Annotated in this window: 15 protein-coding genes and 1 tRNA gene; 9 read left to right on the forward strand and 7 right to left on the reverse strand. The window is 66.3% G+C overall.

What is annotated here, in order from left to right; genetic code table 11:
• Window positions 1–36: 36 nt before the first annotated feature.
• Genes LQV16_RS03395 through LQV16_RS03415 form a run of 5 tightly spaced genes read right to left on the reverse strand, consistent with a single transcriptional unit; the run spans window position 37 to window position 5220 of the window.
• A complete protein-coding gene (locus LQV16_RS03395) occupies window positions 37–1011 on the reverse strand; it encodes a NifU family protein (RefSeq protein WP_229992537.1) in 975 nt (324 codons plus the stop codon).
• A gap of 6 nt (window positions 1012–1017) precedes the next feature.
• Complete coding sequence (locus LQV16_RS03400; protein WP_229992538.1) at window positions 1018–2811, reverse strand: nickel-dependent hydrogenase large subunit; 1794 nt, start codon at window positions 2809–2811, stop codon at window positions 1018–1020.
• 25 nt (window positions 2812–2836) lie between these two features.
• A complete protein-coding gene (locus LQV16_RS03405) occupies window positions 2837–3895 on the reverse strand; it encodes a hydrogenase expression protein HypE (protein WP_229992539.1) in 1059 nt (352 codons plus the stop codon).
• 57 nt (window positions 3896–3952) lie between these two features.
• Window positions 3953–4888 carry a hydrogenase nickel incorporation protein HypB gene (hypB, locus tag LQV16_RS03410; RefSeq protein ID WP_229992540.1) on the reverse strand — a complete coding sequence of 312 codons (936 nt, stop codon included), beginning with the start codon at window positions 4886–4888 and terminating at the stop codon, window positions 3953–3955.
• A gap of 2 nt (window positions 4889–4890) precedes the next feature.
• Complete coding sequence (locus tag LQV16_RS03415) at window positions 4891–5220, reverse strand: hydrogenase maturation nickel metallochaperone HypA (RefSeq protein ID WP_229992541.1); 330 nt, start codon at window positions 5218–5220, stop codon at window positions 4891–4893.
• Window positions 5221–5553: 333 nt separating this feature from the next.
• Here LQV16_RS03415 and LQV16_RS03420 point away from each other — a divergent pair, with 333 nt between their 5' ends.
• The 9 genes from LQV16_RS03420 (at window position 5554) to LQV16_RS03460 (ending at window position 13871) form a co-directional block, all read left to right on the forward strand.
• Window positions 5554–6453 (forward strand): AAA family ATPase, encoded by a 900-nt coding sequence (locus tag LQV16_RS03420; protein WP_229992542.1) that lies wholly within the window; start codon window positions 5554–5556, stop codon window positions 6451–6453.
• A 44-nt stretch (window positions 6454–6497) separates the two neighbouring features.
• A complete protein-coding gene (locus LQV16_RS03425; protein WP_229992543.1) occupies window positions 6498–7409 on the forward strand; it encodes a ScpA family protein in 912 nt (303 codons plus the stop codon).
• 101 nt (window positions 7410–7510) lie between these two features.
• Window positions 7511–8116 carry an SMC-Scp complex subunit ScpB gene (locus LQV16_RS03430; RefSeq protein ID WP_229992577.1) on the forward strand — a complete coding sequence of 202 codons (606 nt, stop codon included), beginning with the start codon at window positions 7511–7513 and terminating at the stop codon, window positions 8114–8116.
• A 119-nt stretch (window positions 8117–8235) separates the two neighbouring features.
• Complete coding sequence (locus LQV16_RS03435) at window positions 8236–9489, forward strand: pseudouridine synthase (RefSeq protein ID WP_229992544.1); 1254 nt, start codon at window positions 8236–8238, stop codon at window positions 9487–9489.
• A 2-nt stretch (window positions 9490–9491) separates the two neighbouring features.
• Complete coding sequence (locus tag LQV16_RS03440) at window positions 9492–10601, forward strand: prephenate dehydrogenase (RefSeq protein WP_229992545.1); 1110 nt, start codon at window positions 9492–9494, stop codon at window positions 10599–10601.
• Window positions 10601–11344 carry a (d)CMP kinase gene (gene cmk, locus LQV16_RS03445; protein WP_229992546.1) on the forward strand — a complete coding sequence of 248 codons (744 nt, stop codon included), beginning with the start codon at window positions 10601–10603 and terminating at the stop codon, window positions 11342–11344. The genes LQV16_RS03440 and cmk overlap by 1 nt, the downstream gene beginning before the upstream one ends.
• 58 nt (window positions 11345–11402) lie before the next feature.
• Entirely contained in the window at window positions 11403–12098 is a 696-nt protein-coding gene (locus LQV16_RS03450) for a lysophospholipid acyltransferase family protein (protein WP_229992578.1), read from the forward strand.
• Window positions 12095–13645 carry a ribosome biogenesis GTPase Der gene (gene der, locus LQV16_RS03455; protein ID WP_229992547.1) on the forward strand — a complete coding sequence of 517 codons (1551 nt, stop codon included), beginning with the start codon at window positions 12095–12097 and terminating at the stop codon, window positions 13643–13645. Before LQV16_RS03450 ends, der begins: the two co-directional genes overlap by 4 nt.
• A 149-nt stretch (window positions 13646–13794) precedes the next feature.
• A tRNA-Pro gene (locus LQV16_RS03460) sits at window positions 13795–13871 on the forward strand.
• 62 nt (window positions 13872–13933) lie between these two features.
• Here LQV16_RS03460 and LQV16_RS03465 read toward each other — a convergent pair.
• Together LQV16_RS03465 and LQV16_RS03470 are read right to left on the reverse strand one after the other, a co-directional pair.
• Entirely contained in the window at window positions 13934–14551 is a 618-nt protein-coding gene (locus LQV16_RS03465; protein WP_229992579.1) for an adenylate kinase, read from the reverse strand.
• Between the two features lie 114 nt (window positions 14552–14665).
• Complete coding sequence (locus LQV16_RS03470; protein WP_229992548.1) at window positions 14666–15535, reverse strand: DNA-formamidopyrimidine glycosylase family protein; 870 nt, start codon at window positions 15533–15535, stop codon at window positions 14666–14668.
• Window positions 15536–15546 lie beyond the last annotated feature (11 nt).

Consider the following 15546-nt stretch of genomic DNA (forward strand, 5'->3'; position numbering starts at 1 on the left):
CTCCGTTCCCGTGCCGCGGCGTTCATTTGCGGCACCTCACAGCGGGTCCGCGGTGGTGGGAACGGCCACGGAGGGAACACCGTCGCGGAGCAGCAGTGGTAGAGGATCAAGATGCAGTGCCTTGTCCTCGAGGCAGGCCCCGGCCTTCCGGACGTCGAAGTGGCTGCGGCAGTGCGGGCAGCGCAACAGCCCGCCGCCCACCGGGGCCGCCAGTGCACGCTGCAGCGAGGCGCCCGGCATGGAATGGGTGCAACGGGGGCAGCGGTCCACAAACGCGTAAACGTCCGGGCCGATCCGGCAGGTGAGCACCTCGACGCCCGCCACCAGGAAGCCCGCGACGCTCCCGGACTCGAGTTCAGCGAGGGCCGGGACCGCCTGCCACGTGCCGGAGGCCGGCGTGGCGGCGTCGTGCGCCGTCCAGTCCGGTGCGCCGGCGTCGGACGGGCCGCCGTCGTGGCCGCCCAGCCCGTCCAGCCTGGAGCGCAGGGCACCGACCGGGATCAGGGCAGGTACGGCGGCGGGGGCCGCCTCCTCCACTTCGATGGCGGTCACCTCCGGCGCCGCGGTTTCTATCGCGTCCTCGACGGCGAGTTTGAGAGTGACCGACGACGACGGACAGCCCTGGCAGCTGCCCAGCAGCCTCAGCCGGACGACGCCCTCTTCGCTGATGCCGAGAAGCTCCACATCCCCGCCGTGCGAGCCGAGGTAAGGCCGGACTGAGTCGAGGGCGGCGGCGACCCTCCCGGGCAGGTCCACGGGGTGCAGTCCGTGGATCAGCAGCAGGCCGGACACCAACGGGTCCGACGTGAGAGCGGACACCGTTCCAGAATCGAGCACACCCTGCGCATCCAGCACATGCAGGATTCGTTCCAGCCCGGCACCGTACAGCTCCGTTACCTGCCGGACCAGTTCCTCTGCCCGGTCCCGGGCCACAGGACCGCCGGAACCCAGCGCATCGAGGAGCGAACTGATCCGTTCACCGGCCGAGCCCAACAGATTCTCCCGGTCCATGGCGGGCTACTCACCGGTGAGCGACTGCGTGGGGGAGTGCAGCAGGTCCAGCGTCTGCCCGTCCCCCAGGTACATGTGGACGCCGCACGGCAGGCAGGGGTCGAAGCTCCGGACGGTGCGCATGATGTCGATGCCCTTGAAATGATCGCGGTCGTTCTCCTCGAAGATGGGCTGGCCCTGCACCGCGTCCTCGTACGGACCCGGCGTTCCCTCGGAGTCGCGCGGGCTCGCGTTCCATGGCGTCGGCGGGTAGGGATGATAGTTGGCGATCTTGCCGTCGCGGATCACCATGTGGTGGGAGAGCACGCCGCGGACGGCTTCGGTGAAGCCGCAACTGATGGCTTCGTCCGGGACCTCAAAGGACTCCCAGGTCTTGGTGCGGCCCGCCCGGATCTCCTCGAGTGCCTTTTCGGCGAAGTGCAGTGCAGCGGCGGCCGCGTAGGCCTGGAAATAGGTCCGCGCCCGGTTGCGTTCCAGCGTGTTGCTCCACTGCGGGATCTTCCATTCCAGGGTCACCGGGCCCTTCAGCGCCGTCTTGGGCAGCTCGATCTGGACGCTGCTGCCCGTTGACTTGAGGTAGCCGGTCTCGACGAGTCCGGCAAGGGCGGTGGACCACAGCCGGGCAAGCGGCCCGCCGCCGGTATCCAGCGCCAGATTGTTTTCGCCGTCAGACCACCGTGGCGACATTACCCAGCTGTACTTGTCCTCCAGGTCGCGCTTCTGCGGCCGCGGGTTGGTGTGCTGGTTCCAGGGGTGCCGGCGGTCCACCGGGTTGCCCAGCGGATCACGGGTGACGAACATTTCCTGGTCGCCCCAGTCCTCGTAGTACGACGAGCCCAGCATGATGCGGATCCCCAGATTGATCCGCACCAGGTCCGTGGTCACGAGTTTGCCGTCCACCACCACCCCGGGGGTGACGAACATCTTCCGGCCCCACTCCGTCATGTCCTTGTAGGCGAAATTGCAGAACTCCGGATCCTGGAAGGAACCCCAGCAGCCCAGCAGGGTGCGCCGCAGCCCCACATGCTCGTAACCGGGAAGTGCCTCATAGAAGAAATCGAACAGGTCGTCGTGCATCGGCACGACCTTCTTCATGAACTCCACGTAGCGCATGAGCCGGGTGATGTAGTCCGTCATCAGTTGGATCGTCGCCACGGTGCCCACGCCGCCCGGGTAAAGCGTGGAGGGATGGACATGCCGGCCCTCCATCAGACAGAACATTTCCCGGGTCATCCGGCTCACCTGCAGCGCCTCGCGGTAGAACTCCCCGGTGAACGGGTTCAACGAGCGCATGATGTCCGCGATGGTGCGGTAGCCGTGCTCGGCCGCGTGAGGGGCCGGCGTGTTCTCGGCTTTGGCGAGCACCGCCGGGTTGGTTTCGGAGACCATCTTCTCGCAGTAGTCAACGCCGACCAGATTCTCCTGGAAGATGTTGTGGTCGAACATGTACTCGGCAGCCTCGCCCAGGTTGACGATCCATTCGCCGAGGTGCGGAGGCTTCACCCCGTAGGCCATGTTCTGCGCGTAGCAGGAGCACGTGGCGTGGTTGTCGCCGCAGATTCCGCAGATCCGGCTCGTGATGAAGTGGGCGTCCCGGGGGTCCTTGCCGCGCATGAAGATGGAATAGCCGCGGAAAATCGATGACGTGCTGTGGCATTCCACCACTTCGTTGTTCTTGAAGTCGACCTTGGTATAGATGCCGAGGCTGCCGACGATCCTCGTGATCGGGTCCCAGGCCATCTCCACCAGGTTTTCGCCCGCGGAACCGTCCGCCGAAGGCATCGGAATCGTCGAAGTCATTGCATTGCCTCTCTGCTTAGCGTCCCTACCAGGTCCGCTTGGCGCCGGTCAGCAGTTCATTGCCGGGTTTGCGCCAGCGTGGTTCCTGGTCCAGCGTGTGCTTCGTGATGTTCCGCAGTGTCCTGATGGTCTTGCCGTAGGGCATGACCGACGCGGTGGACAGTTTGCCGCCAGGAGGTTCGTCCATGAACGGCATGAATTTGTCCGGGAATCCCGGCATCGTGCAGCCGATGCAGATGCCGCCCACGTTCGGGCAGCCGCCGATTCCGTTCATCCAGCCACGCTTGGGCACGTTGCACTTGACCACAGGTCCCCAGCAGCCGAGTTTGACGATGCACTTCGGGGACCCGTATTCGGTGGCGAAGTCGCCCTGTTCGTAGTACCCGGCGCGGTCGCATCCCTCGTGCACCGTCTGGCCGAACAGCCACGTTGGCCGGAGTGCCTCGTCAAGGGGAATCATGGGTGCCTGCCCGGTGGCCTGATACAGCAGATATGTCATGGTCTCTGACAGGTTGTCCGGCTGGATGGGGCAGCCCGGGACGCACACGATCGGGATTCCGGCCTTGGACCGCCAGTCATATCCGAGATAGTCGGGCACCCCCATGGCCCCGGTGGGGTTCCCGGCCATGGCATGGATGCCGCCGTAGGTCGCGCAGGTTCCCGCCGCGATGATCGCCGTCGCCTTGGGGGCCAGCCGGTCCAACCACTCGCTGGTGGTGATCGGCTGTCCGGTCTCAAGGTTGTTGCCGAAGGCAGCCCAGTAGCCGCCCGCGGCGTGCAGCTTCTCATTCGGGATGGACCCCTCCACCACCAGCACGAACGGCTCCAGCTCGCCGCGGTCCGCCTTGCGGAACCACTCGAGGAAGTCGTCGGCTCCCTGCTGCGGGCCGCATTCGAAGTCGATCAGCGGCCAGTGCATGGCGATTTTGGGGAGTCCGGGAAGCGCCCCGAGGGCTATCTCCTCGACGCTGGGCTGGGTTGCCGCCGTCAGGGCCACGGAGTCACCGTCGCAGCTGAGTCCGGCGTTGATCCACAGGACGTGGATCAAAGTTTCTTCCGCTTTCAATGCAGTAGCTGTAGGCATCGTTGCCTCCTTCGGAGCCCCGCCCTGCGGCTGCGGCTCGAATGTTGCGTCAGCAGGTCAAACGCGTAGTCCACCGGAGCGCGGTGCGCTCCCGACGGCGGCCGTCGCCGCGTGGGGATTCTTCCGGATCCACTCCAGCCAGCCATCCATGCCTTCGCCGGTGGTAGCTGACAGGGTCAGGACGTCGACGCCGGGATTCAGCCGGCGCGCCTGGCCAACGCAGCGCTCGACGTCGAACTCCACGTAGGGGAGCAGGTCTGCTTTGTTGATGATCACCAGGTCGGCAGCCAGGAACATGTGGGGGTATTTCTGCGGTTTATCATCGCCCTCCGTAACTGAGATCACGACGACCCTGGCCGATTCGCCGAGGTCGAACAATGCCGGGCACACCAGGTTGCCCACGTTTTCGATGAAGACTGTGGAGCCGGGTCCAGGGTCCAGTGCGTCCAGGGCCCGCTGCAGCATCCCGGCATCCAGGTGGCAGCCTGCTCCGGTGTTAATTTGGATCACCGGCCGCCCCGTGGACCGGATCCGGTCGGCGTCCAGCGAAGTCTCCTGGTCGCCTTCAATGACACCGATGTCCAGTTCTCCGGCCAGTTCCCGGATGGTCCGCACCAGGAGCGTGGTCTTGCCGGCCCCGGGGGAACTCATGACATTGAAGGCCCGGATGCCGCGTCCTTCCAGCCATCCCCGGTTCCGTGCGGCCAGGAGGTCGTTCTTGGCGAGAAGATTCTCCTCCAGGGAAATGAGCGTCCGTCCATCAGGCGCGTGGCTGTGCCCGTCAGGCCCGTGATCGTGCGGATGTTCGTGCCCGTGATCGTGGGGATGCGGATGGGGATGCGGATGCTCGTGCGGGGCTGCAGCAGCGTGCACCGTATTCTGCACTGTTCCGTCGTGCACTGTTCCGTCGTGCACCGTTCCGTCGTGCACCGTTCCGTCGAGGTCGGAAACCCTTGTTCCGGCGTCGTCGCCGCATCCGCACGTCGCACACATACCTATGCAACCTCCACCGACGTGACCAGGAGTTCCCGGCCGCTGACGATTTCGACATCGGCGCTGCCGCACGGACAGAGCAGAAATATGTCCTCGAGGACGAATTCGTCGCGGCAGCTGCGGCACCTGGCCCGGCCCTCGGATTCATCGATAGTGAGGGCTGCCCCGGCCAGCGGCGTGTCAGCTGAAACCACTTCGAAGCAAAAGCGCACTGCGTCCGGCAGGACACCGCTCAAGGGGCCGATTCGCAGGTTGACGCCCGTGACGGGGCGGTCGCCGGTCCGGTTCAGGACCGCCTCCACAAGACTTTGGGTAATCGCAAGTTCGTGCATGAGCTGCTGCCACCTCGTCGTTTCAATGTAGGCCCGCGGGGTACAAACTTCAATATGCCTGCACTAGGCTCGGAGCCGCCCCTCGCCGGCTGTCTTCCTCCCGTAGCCGCTCCCGCCAAAGCTGCCGGCGTGCTCCGGCCGTCGTGCCCGGCCGGAGGCCGCAACCTTCGACTTCAACCAGAACGTCAAGGCACAGCGCCCGCGCCAGTGTCAAGGTCCGGCGAATACCGTGTCGGGCGCTGTAACCTTGGGAGGAACGCGCTGGGCTCTGGGAGCCCGGAGGCGGCAATATGAAGCACGACAATCACCGTCATCGAAAGTGTGGATAGATACGTGAGCAGCGAGCAGGGTTCAGCAACTCTGGAAGGCACCGAATTCGACCTGGAAGACGCCGTTATGGGTCCCACCGGGCGGCCCCATCGCGACTTTCCGGAGCCCGCACCGCTGTCTTCCCACGGTCCTGCGCGGGTGATTGCCATGGTGAACCAGAAGGGCGGCGTGGGCAAAACCACGTCCGCGATCAACCTCGCCGCAGCCCTGGCCGAATACGGCCGCCGGGTGCTCCTGGTCGACTTCGATCCGCAGGGTGCCCTGTCCGCCGGCCTGGGCACTAACCCGCACGAGCTCGATCTCACCGTTTACAACGTGCTGATGGACCGCAAAGTGGACATCCGCGACGCCATCCAGAAGACCGGCGTGGAAAACGTGGATCTGCTCCCTGCCAACATCGACCTCTCCGCCGCCGAGGTGCAGCTGGTCAACGAAGTGGCCCGCGAGCAGGTCCTGGACCGTGCGCTGAAAAAGGTCGAAGACGATTACGACGTCGTCCTGATCGATTGCCAGCCCTCACTCGGGCTCCTCACGGTCAACGCGCTGACCGCCGCCCACGGCGTCATCATCCCGCTCATCTGTGAATTCTTCGCCCTGCGCGCCGTCGCGCTGCTCGTGGAAACCATCGACAAGGTCCAGGACCGCCTCAATCCGCGCCTGCAGGTCGACGGCGTGCTCGCCACGATGTACGACGCGCGGACCCTTCACAGCCGGGAAGTGATCGCCCGCCTGGTGGAGGCCTTCGGTGACAAGGTCTTCGAAACCGTCATCAAGCGCTCCATCAAGTTCGCCGACGCCACGGTTGCAGCCGAGCCCATCACAACCTACGCGGGCAACCACGTCGGTGCCGACGCCTACCGCCGCCTGGCCAAAGAGCTGATCTCGCGCGGCGGCGCGCCCTAGCCAGGATCGTGGCAGGCGCCTTCTCTCCGCTAGCGGAGCTCGACATGCCAGCGACTCTCGACATACCGGCGGAGCTCGACACACGCGCGGATTCCGCGCAGTCCGCAGGCCCGGCCGTCCCCGCAGCACCTGACCTGGCTGCGTCGTCCGGGAAGAAGCCCGGATTCGAAGTGCGGCTCGCCAACTTCACCGGCCCGTTCGACCTCCTTCTCGGCCTGATCTCGAAGCATCAGCTGGACATCACCGAGGTGGCGCTGTCCACGGTCACGGACGAATTCATCAAGTACATTCGAGGCCTGCAGCAGCTGGGGGAGGAATGGGCGCTGGATGAGGCCAGCGAATTCCTGGTGATTGCGGCCACGCTCCTGGACCTCAAAGCGGCCCGGCTGCTGCCCGCAGGCGAGGTCGAGGACGATGAGGACATTGCCCTGCTGGAGGCCCGGGACCTCCTGTTCGCCCGGCTGCTGCAGTACAAGGCCTTCAAGCACGTGGCCGGCATGATCGGCTCCACCCTTGAGCTCGAAGCCCGGCGGTATGCCCGGCAGGTTGCCCTGGAGGGACACTTTGCTGCCCTCCTTCCGGAACTTCTTTGGCGGCACACCCCGGAGCAGTTCGCTTCCCTGGCCGAGGCGGCCCTCAAGCCCAAGGAGGCCGCCCCCACGGAAGTAGGCCTCGCGCACCTGCACGGTACGCCCGTGAGCGTCAAGGAACAGGCCGAGCTGCTGGGGAACCGGTTGCGGCTGGGGACGCCGCTGACGTTCCGGGCGCTGATCGCCGACGCCGAATCCACGCTGGTGGTGGTGGCGCGGTTCCTGGCCCTGCTGGAACTGTTCCGCGACCGCGCGGTGGGCTTTGACCAGCTGCTGCCGCTGGGCGAGCTGACCGTGCACTGGACGGCCGATGCCGACGGGTGGAGCAGCGAAAACCTGAGTGAAGAATACGAGGACCAGCCGTGAACGAACGATTGCCGGACACCGAACCGGACGCCGAACCGGACACGCGGCCGGACGTCGAGAGCCTGCCCGGCGGGGCCCGCGCGGCCCTCGAAGCCGTCCTGATGGTGATCGACGAACCGGCCACAACCATGGCCCTCGCCGCCGGACTGGACCTGACGGTCGACGTCGTCGAGTCCCTCCTGGCTGAACTGCAGCGTGATTATAACGGCTATACTGTTAATGCCCCGGATGCGGACGTCGCCAGCCAGAACAGCACCAACACCAGTAGCAACACTGGCAAAACTGACGGCAACAATGCCGCCCCCCGGGGTTTTGAATTGCGGAATATCGCCGGAGGCTGGCGGATCTATTCCCGCGCGGAGTTCGCCGAGATCGTTGGCGGATTCGTGCTGGAAGGACAAACAGCCAGGCTGACGCAGGCGGCGCTCGAAACGCTCGCCGTCATCGCATACCGCCAGCCCGTATCAAGGGCGCGGGTGTCTGCAATTCGAGGAGTCAACGTCGACTCTGTCGTGCGGACGCTGACGCAGCGGGGGCTGATCGAGGACTCGGGAACTGATCCCGAATCCGGGGCAATCCTGTACCGCACGACATCGTATTTCCTTGAGCGGATGGGAATCGGCTCTGTGGCTGAATTGCCACAGCTTTCCCCCCACCTTCCGGGTCTGGAAGGCATCGAGGAGTACTACGACGCAGGAAGAATGTAAGAAGTATCTTGTGCGGGCACAACGTCTGCACAAGAGTATCCACCGGGCAGAATAATTTGCCCGGCCGGCGGGTGTTGTCGGGAGACAGCGGCCGCGGGCCACCAACGTAAGGACGGGTCATGACACAGGCGGGACGCCAGGGTTCACCACGTAACAGTTCGGGACGCAACAGTGCCGGACAAAGCAGTGCCGGACAAAGCAGAGGCCAGGGCAAGACCGCACGCGGCCCGGTCCAGGGCGGCGGACCGCGCGCCGCCGGCGGCAAGGGAGGCCGTGACTTCTCCAAGGGCGGCGGAGACCGCCCCTTCAAGCACCCCAAGCCTCGCGAAGAGGCCTTCATCGATCCGGACCTCCAGGGTCCCGACGGCGCGCCGTCGGCTGCCCGCCAGGCCTCCGCTGACTGGAAGTCCAAAGCGCCATCTGGCAAGGAAGCAGCCCGCAAGGCCGCCGCCCGCAAGCCCGGCTTCGGCAAGACCCCCGGCACCCCCGGTGCCCTCAAGCCCAAGCCGCGCACCGGCGCCGCCAAGTTCGCCGGTCCCCGGGCCTTCGGCAGCGAACGCTTCGGCCAGAACCTCGGACCGGTGCGCAAGCCAGTCCGCAACCGCGGACCGCGCCGCGAGGTGCCGCAGTCTGAGCTGCACGACGCCGACGGCACCCGCCTCCAGAAGGTCATGGCCTCCGCCGGAGTCGCCTCACGGCGCGTCTGCGAGGAAATGATTGCCGAAGGCCGCGTCGAGGTCGACGGCCAGGTGGTCACCGAGCTCGGCGTGCGCGTCGACCCGAAAACGGCAGTGATCCACGTCGACGGACTGCGCATCCAGCTGGACGAGAACATGGTCTACATGGTCTTCAACAAGCCCAAGGGCGTTGTCTCCACCATGGAGGACCCGGATGGCCGCCCGTGCATCAGCGATTTCGTCCGCAACCACCACGGCGAACGCCTGTTCCACGTGGGCCGGCTCGACGTCGCCACGGAAGGGCTCCTGCTCCTGACGAACGACGGCGAGCTTGCCAACCGCCTGACGCACCCGTCCTACGAAGTGCCCAAGACCTACCTCGTGCAGGTCCGCGGGCCGTTCCCGCAGGGCATCGGCGCCGAACTCAAGGCCGGCGTCGAACTCGAGGACGGTATCGCCTCGGTGGACTCCTTCAAGCTCGTCGACTCGACCCCCGGCCACGTGCTGATCGAGGTCGTGCTCCACTCGGGTAAGAACCGGATCGTCCGGCGCATGTTCGACGCCGTTGGCTTCCCCGTGCTGCGCCTGGTCCGCGTCAAGGTTGGCCCCATCGGTCTGGGCGACCAGCGCCAGGGCAGCATCCGCAACCTCGGCAAGCAGGAAGTCGGCCACCTGCTGGCATCCGTGGGGCTGTAAGCATGTCCGCTTTCCGCACGCACGGCCGCGGCCACCTGAACGGCCCGGTGGTCGTCTTGGGCTCCGGGCTCCTGGGCACCAGCATCGGGCTGGGGCTGCGGGGGCGCGGTGTCGCTGTGTTCCTCTCGGATCCCTCGCCGACCAACCAGGCCGTCGCCGTTGACATCGGCGCCGGCCTGCCACTGGCGCGCCTCGACGGGGACCAGCCGGAGCTCGTCGTAGTGGCGGCGCCGCCGGATGTCACGGCGGACGTCGTTGCCGGCGCGCTCCGGGACTACCCGCACGCCGTCGTGGTGGACATCGCGAGTGTGAAGGCGTCCATCCTGGCCGATCTCCGCAGCCGCGGTGCCGACGTGGGCCGCTACGTGGGGACCCACCCCATGGCGGGGCGCGAGAAATCCGGCCCCGTCGCAGCCCGCGGCGAGCTGTTCACCTCCATGCCGTGGGTCGTGTGCCCCGCGGAAGAGACTCTGCCGGAGTCCCTGCAGGTGGCGCGTTCGCTGGCCGGCGATCTCGGCGCCGTCGTGTCCGAATTCGCCGCCGACGAACACGACGAAGCCGTGGCGCTTGTCTCACATCTGCCGCAGGTGATGTCCTCGCTCGTGGCCAGCCGCCTGCAGGGCACGCCCCTGCACGCCCTTTCCCTGGCCGGGAACGGGCTGCGGGACGTCACCCGGATCGCTGCGAGCGATCCCACGCTCTGGGTCCAGATCCTGGGCGCGAACGCGGACAAGGTGGTGGAGATCCTGCACGGAGTCCGCGAGGACCTCAACCGGCTGATCGGCACTCTGGAGGCCCCGACCGCTCCTGGTGCCCGGCTGGACCTTGCCCAGCTGATCAGCGAAGGCAACGCCGGCCAGTCCCGGATCCCGGGCAAGCACGGCGGACCCCCGCAGGCCTATTCGTGGCTGACGGTCCTGGTGGATGACACGCCGGGACAGATCGCCAAGCTCCTGACCGAGATCGGCGAGATCGGCGTCAACGTCGAGGACCTCCGCCTCGACCACTCCTCGGGACAGAATGTGGGCATGGTGGAAATTTCCGTCCTGCCCAATAAGCACGACCTTTTGATCGAAGCCCTCAACGACCGCGGATGGCGGGTACTCCAGTAATGACCCAGGAACTCATCGAGACAGTGGACGTGCTCCGCCCCGGGAAAAGCCTCGTGGTGGCCATCGACGGCCCCTCCGGCTCCGGCAAATCCAGCGTCAGCAAAGAGGTGGCCCGCCGGCTAAAGCTGGCCTACCTCGACACAGGCGCGATGTACCGCGCCCTGACGTGGTTCTGCCTGGAGAACGGCACGGACCTGGACGACGGGGCGGCCGTCGAGTCCGCCTCTGAGGCGCTCCCGCTGGAAATCAGCACGAGTCCGCAGGAAGAGTACGTCCGCGTCGGCGGCCACGATGTCACTCTCGCCATCCGGGAGCCGGCCATTTCCGCGGCCGTCAGCGCCGTCGCCACTACCCTGGGCGCACGTACGGAACTGATCCGCCGGCAGCGGGAGCTGATCGAAAAGCACCACCGCCGCATGGTGGTCGAGGGCCGGGACATCACCACCGTCGTCGCGCCCCATGCCGAGGTCCGGATGCTGCTGACCGCCAGCGAGGAAGCCCGGCTGCGCCGCCGCGGCATCCAGCTGGGCGGGAGCCAGAATGCCGAGCAACTGGCAGCCCAGGTCACGCACCGCGATGCCAGGGACTCCACCGTTGTGAACTTCACCACAGCCGCCGACGGCGTCGTCACGCTCGACTCCTCGGAGCTGGACTTCGACGAGACGGTTCAGGCCGCTCTCGACATCGTGGACACGGTGGTCAACCACACCGCTGTCCCACACCGGACCGTCCACGGTGACTGAGGGGCGCGCAGATTGGCAGGCGGGCGTGCACGCCTCCCTGCCCGGCCATTGGACGACGGTGTGGAGCCGGCCGGTCGGCTGGATCCTGGACCACCTCGTCTACCGCACCTCGGTGACCGGACGGTCCAACGTCCCGGCGGCCGGCCCTGTCATCTTCGCGGGCAACCACATCAGCTTCCTCGACGGACCCGTCATGTACGGCGCCTCGCCCCGGCCCATGCACATCCTCGTCAAGCAGGAGATGTTCACCGGGCTCCTCGGCCGCGTGCTGGCGGCGTCGGGCCAGCTGCCCGTCGACCGCCGCGGCGGCCGTGCGGCTCTGGCCACGGCCCGGAGCCTGCTCGACGCCGGCCGGTGTGTCGGGATTTTGCCCGAAGGCACCCGGGGGAGCGGTGAGGCAGCCGCGATCAACAACGGCGTCGCCTGGCTGGCGCTCAACTCCGGCGCCACAGTGGTTCCCGTCGCCATCCTGGGCACCAGAATCGGCGGCGAACACCTGGACACGGTTCCCCCGCCCCGCCGGCGGCTGCATGTCAGCTTCGGCGGTGCCATCAACGTCAGCCGCAGGCCCGGTGAGACCGGGCGTGTTTCAATGGACAGGGCGGGAACCGAAATCCGGGCCGCGCTAGCGCGCCATGTCCAGGACTCAGTACTAAGAACCGGGCAGTCCCTGCCCCACGCGGAATCCCCGCACGAACGACATGTTGCAGTAGCCGGGACGCCGGCAGATCACCACCTAAGGAAAGTGCAATGAGCGATACGACTCAAACCTCCGGCAATTTTGGCGCCGGCGAAGACGAATACACGCCCACCGGCACCGACCAGGTGGCTGAACACCTCGCCGCCCTGGACGATGACGAAGCGGAGCTACGCGCGGCCTCCCTTCGGGCCGGCCTTGACGACTACGAGCTGGACGAGGACGACGCCGCGCTGCTGAGCGGCCAGTTCGACGACCAGGACTTTGACGGTCCGGTCAAACTGGATCCTGTCCTGGCCATCATCGGCCGGCCCAACGTGGGCAAGTCCACCCTGGTCAACAGGATCCTGGGCCGCCGCGAGGCAGTCGTCGAGGACACCCCCGGCGTCACCCGCGACCGCGTCATGTACTCGGCGAACTGGAACGGCCGCAACTTCACGGTAGTGGACACCGGCGGGTGGGAACACGATGCCCGCGGCATCCACGCCCGTGTGGCGGAGCAGGCCGAGATGGCTGTAGAACTCGCGGACGCCGTCCTGTTCGTCGTCGACTCCGCCGTGGGCGCAACCGCGACCGACGAAGGCGTCATGAAGATGCTGCGTAAGTCGAAGAAGCCGGTCATCATGGTGGCCAACAAGGTGGACGACTTCGCCCAGGAAGCCGATTCGGCAACCCTCTGGGGCCTCGGCTTCGGCGAACCGTACCCGGTTTCGGCCCTGCACGGCCGCGGCGTGGCCGACCTCCTGGACCACGTCATGGACACCCTCCCGGAGTACTCCCTGATCGAGGGCCTCGAGCGCTCCGGCGGACCCCGCCGCATCGCCCTGATCGGCCGCCCGAACGTCGGGAAGTCCTCGCTGCTGAACAAGCTCGCCGGTTCCGAGCGCGTGGTGGTGGACAACACCGCCGGCACCACCCGTGACCCGGTCGATGAATTCATCGAACTCGGCGGCCGCACGTGGCGCTTCGTGGACACCGCCGGCATCCGGCGCCGCCAGCACATGGCCCAGGGCGCAGACTTCTACGCCTCCCTGCGCACCCAGAGCGCGCTCGAAAAGGCTGAGGTCGCCGTCGTGCTCCTGGCCGTGGACGAAGTGCTCAGCGAGCAGGATGTCCGCATCCTGCAGCTCGCCGTCGAATCCGGCCGCGCCCTGGTGCTCGCCTTCAACAAATGGGACCTCCTCGACGACGAACGCCGCCGCTACCTGGAACGCGAAATCGAGCAGGACCTGGCACACGTCGCCTGGGCCCCTCGCGTGAACATCTCAGCCTTGACTGGCTGGCACAAGGACCGGCTGGTCCCGGCCCTGGACATTGCCCTGGAGAACTGGGACAAGCGCATCCCCACCGGACGCCTCAACGCGTTCCTTGGCGAACTCGTGGCAGCGCACCCGCACCCGGTCCGCGGCGGCAAGCAGCCGCGCATCCTGTTCGGCACCCAGGCGTCCAGCCGGCCGCCGAAGTTCGTGCTGTTCACCACCGGATTCCTGGATCCGGGATACCGCCGCTTCATCACCCGGCGCCTCCGCGAGACCTTCGGTTTCGAGGGCACGCCGATCGAGGTCAACATGCGTGTACGTGAAAAGCGCGGCAAGAAACGTTAATTCCGACACACCTTGGGCGTGACAGCATGAAATTGTCACAGGCACCCTCCGGGATCGTGTAAGCTTTTGGAGGTGGTTCGGCCGGACTGCTTGGAAGAAAACCTGGAGCGAATCCGGGCAGACTTCCCAGCGGAGAACGGTGGAACCAGCGGGCTGTAGCGCAGCTTGGTAGCGCACTTGACTGGGGGTCAAGGGGTCGCAGGTTCAAATCCTGTCAGCCCGACCAACAGACGAAACCCCGCCATTCCTGACGAAGGAATGGCGGGGTTTTCTGTTTTGGAGGGCGACTCAGTTCGGCGCCGTTCCGTCCATGGAGGCAGTGTTGGCATCGGGTATGGCCGCGGGGAAGGACGCGCGGAGCGCCGCGAGCAGCCGGCCGAAGATCTGATCCTCGCTTCCCATGCCGTTGACGCTCAGGAGGATCCCGCGCTGTGAGTATGCTGAGGCCACAGGCTCAGTCTCGTGGTGGTACAGCTCCAAACGGTGCCGGATGACGTCCTCGGTATCGTCGCTGCGTCCGGTCAAAGTGGCGCGGTGGAGCATTCGGCGGACAAGTTCGCCGTCGTCAACCGTCAGCTGGACCGCAACGTCCAGAACCTGTCCGTTGGCGGCAAGGATGACGTCGAGTTCAGCCAGCTGAGCCGTGTTTCGGGGGTACCCGTCCAAGAGGAACCCTGCCCTGACGTCCTTCTGGTTCAGCCGCTCACGCACCACACGGTTCGTCAGGGTGTCGGGCACCAAGTCGCCCGCATCCAGATGCACAATGACTTCCCGGCCCAGCGGCGTCAGGTTCCTCACATGGTCGCGGAATACCTCGCCGGTTGACACCACGGTGATGCCGAGGCGCCGGGACAAACGTTCGGCCTGGGTGCCCTTGCCGCACCCCGGGGGACCCATAATCAGCATTCGCATCTTGGAGACAACTCCCTCAGGCGCCGTTGAAAGGTGTCCTTGTATCGTGTTCGCTCAGGAGGCGCCAGCGCAAGGGATTCAGACGCCGGTGCCCGTTTCAAGAAGCGCCTATTTCAGGAAGCGCGAAGTCCGGCGGTCGGCCAGGATCTTCCCCTTCGTCTGGCACGTCGGGCAGTACTGCAGGGCGGTGTCCGCAAAGGAGACCTCCCGAACCGTGTCGCCGCACACCGGACACGCTTCGCCGGTGCGGCCGTGGACCCTCATGTGGCTCCGCTTGGTGTCCTTGAGTTCGTTGGGCGGCTTGCCTTGGGCTTCCTTCACGGCCGTGCCCAGAATGGTGTGGACGGCGTCGTAGAGGCGCTGGACGTCCGTCCGGTCCAGGGACTTGGCGAGGGCGAAAGGCGAGATCCTGGCGGCGTGCAGGATCTCGTCGCTGTACGCATTCCCAATCCCGGCAATAATGCTCTGGCTCCGCAGGACGCCCTTGATCTGGTGGGAACTGGAACCGAGGATCCCGGCCAAGGCGTCGACGTCGAAGTCTGGACTGAACGGATCCGGTCCGAGCGCGGCGATGCCGGGAACGTCGTTCGGATCGCGGACCACATAGACCGCGAGGCTCTTTTTCGTGCCCGCCTCGGTCAGGTCCATGCCCACCGGGCCGGAAGCGCCGGAAAATGTCAGCCGCACCGCGATGTGCCCCTTGCCCATTTTCAGCTGGGCGTCGGTGGGCGTGTCAGTGAAGCGGACCCAGCCGGCCCGCGCCAGGTGGAAGACAAAATGCAGCCCGTCGGCTTCCATGCTGACGAACTTGCCGAACCGCCGCACCCCGCTGACGGCCCTGCCCTCGAGGTCGGTGAAGAGGGGGTCTGCCGTCTTGAGCACGGCGAAGGAGACCAGCTGGATCTTCGTCACAACTGCCCCGCGCAGGTGCTCGTGGAGAAAGTCCGTCAGGGCCGCAACTTCCGGAAGCTCAGGCATGGCCTAGCCCC

Origin of the sequence: Arthrobacter sp. Bi26 (assembly GCF_918697925.1) — a bacterium.
Lineage (GTDB): Bacteria > Actinomycetota > Actinomycetes > Actinomycetales > Micrococcaceae > Arthrobacter.